Here is a 2,051-nt window from a genome sequence, read left to right as displayed (position 1 = left end):
CCACCTCGGCGCTCCCGCACCCGCCCCACAGGCGCCCCACCTAACAGAGCCCGCCCGCATCGTCGTCGCCGGCTCCGACGCCGCCCTCTCGGCCGTGCTCACTCGCCTCATGCGCTCCGACCGCCTCTGGGCCGAGGTTGCCTTCATCCCCGTCCCCTCGTCCGCAGCATCCTCCTCCTCAACCACCGCGCCGGCCACCTCCACTTCGTCCACCGCGTCCTCGGCCGCGCAGAACTGGGGTCTTCCCACCGCCCCGGCCGAAGCCCTCGACTTCGCCCGCACCGCCCCGGCCCGCCCAGCTCCGCTCATCCGCAACGATTCTGGCCTCGCAGTCGCTGGCTCTGCCACCATCTCGGATTCCGCAAACGGCGCTTTCACCGGCGAAATCATCATCGATGACCACACGCTCGCCGCCTCCTCCCCCAAGACCTTCGGCGCACGCCTAGTCCCGATGACCGATGCCCCCGGCATCCTCGCCGCCCGCGCTACCTCCCCCGTCGAATCCCAGGGCCGCCTCCGCTCGCTCCTGCGCAAGCCCGGCCAACTCGACCCCGAATCCGTGCGCACCGGCCGCGCCGTCCAGGCCGGCGGCCCACAGCTGCGCGTCATCGTCGATTCGGTCCCCCACAAGCGGCCGGTGACCCGCGTGACCTTCTACCGCCACCTGCGCGACCTCCAGATCGTCCGTCCTTAGCCCCCGCGCGACGTCACTCATTGCGCACGGCGTCTTTATCTACGCGCGAGGACGCTAGTCCTCGCGCCCCCACACCTCCGGCGGGTAGGCCGGATGCTGCGACGTCGGCACGAGGTGCGCCACGGCCGACTCACGCGAGAGCCCGCACACCATGAGCATATCGACCACAATGGAACGCGTCTGACCCAAAATCATATAGGCCGATAACGTGCCGTCCTTGTCAATGATGTCTATCCCGGCGCGCCCGCCCACGATGCGCAGACGCTGCACGAGGTCCGGAATCTCAATCGCTTCGTCGTGCCCATGCTGTTTGCCCTGGCCGTAGAGCTCGCTGATGGCGAGCATGATTTCAGAAAGCTCATCGAGCAATTCCACCTGCGCGTCTGAAACCTTGTCGCGGTCCTCCGTCAGGCCCAATGCCTGGCGGGAGAGCACGCGCACGCCGCGCACCGCGTTATCTACCGGCATGAGGATGCGCTCCAGCGAGCGAATGCTGCGCCGCGATGCCCACAACAGTGGCGAGACCTCCGAGGCCTCCCTGCCCGATTGCGCCGCACTCAGCAGGGTATTCACGCTGTCTTGCGTACCGCGCACCGCCTCGCGCGCATCTCGGATAACGGCGGGGTCTTGCTGGCGGATGCCGTACGTGACGTCGGCAAGAATGCTTGAGGCAATCTTGAGCACCTTCGATACCTCGCGCCGCGCCTCCACCAACGGGGAATTGGGAATCAACGCGATGGTTATCAGGCCAATGCCTGAGCCAATCATCGCGTCGATCGCGCGGTGCAGGCCACCCGGGCCCTCCGTGGGTGGAAAAATCGTCGCAATCAAAATCGCGCCAAAGACAATCTGGTTAGTAATCAGCGGCGACTTGGTCAAAAACGAGCCCACCACCAGGCCCGCGCCCACGATGAAGAAAATCTGGAACGGCCCCTGCCCCACAATCTGAAAGAGCAAGTCGCCTACGGCCACGCCGATGATGCCGCCAATCGACATCTCCAGCGCCTTCTTCATCCTGTCCCCACCGGACATCCCTAAAATGATGACCGCGGAAATCGGCGCAAAGAACGGCTGCGGGTGCCCCACCACATCGCCGGCCACCCAGTACGCGAGCGCCGCACCAATGGTCGCCTGCACAATATAAACAAACCGCGAACGGATGCGGTTTACCCGCGAGAGCACCGAGCGGTCAATCACCCGCAGCTTTTGCCGCGTTGAGACTCTTTCCTTCGCTTCCGACATGCCTTCCAGCATAGAAGACCGCCCCTACCATCGCCGCTGTCCCCGCGCATCTCGGCCGCCGGCTAACTTGTGGACAGCTCTTGCCGACGCCCCTTCTCCCCCACCCATCCACAAT

Annotated in this window: 2 protein-coding genes; one reads left to right on the top strand and one right to left on the bottom strand. The window is 65.3% G+C overall.

Translation table 11 applies throughout. The features are described from left to right. The coding region (locus WMP97_RS11730; RefSeq protein WP_340440556.1) for a hypothetical protein at positions 1-694 on the top strand (694 nt) is incomplete at its 5' end. 54 nt (positions 695-748) lie between these two features. On the opposite strand, the gene WMP97_RS11725 is transcribed toward WMP97_RS11730, so the two are convergent. After that, positions 749-1,948 carry an FUSC family protein gene (locus tag WMP97_RS11725; RefSeq protein WP_239209020.1) on the bottom strand — a complete coding sequence of 400 codons (1,200 nt, stop codon included), beginning with the start codon at positions 1,946-1,948 and terminating at the stop codon, positions 749-751. Positions 1,949-2,051: the final 103 nt, after the last annotated feature.

The sequence above is a fragment of the Corynebacterium sp. KPL4072 genome, from assembly GCF_037908395.1.
GTDB classification, from domain to species: Bacteria; Actinomycetota; Actinomycetes; order Mycobacteriales; family Mycobacteriaceae; genus Corynebacterium; species Corynebacterium kefirresidentii.
The sequence above is the reverse complement of the archived record's forward strand: the minus strand, read 5'-3'. Positions and strand labels throughout refer to the sequence as shown.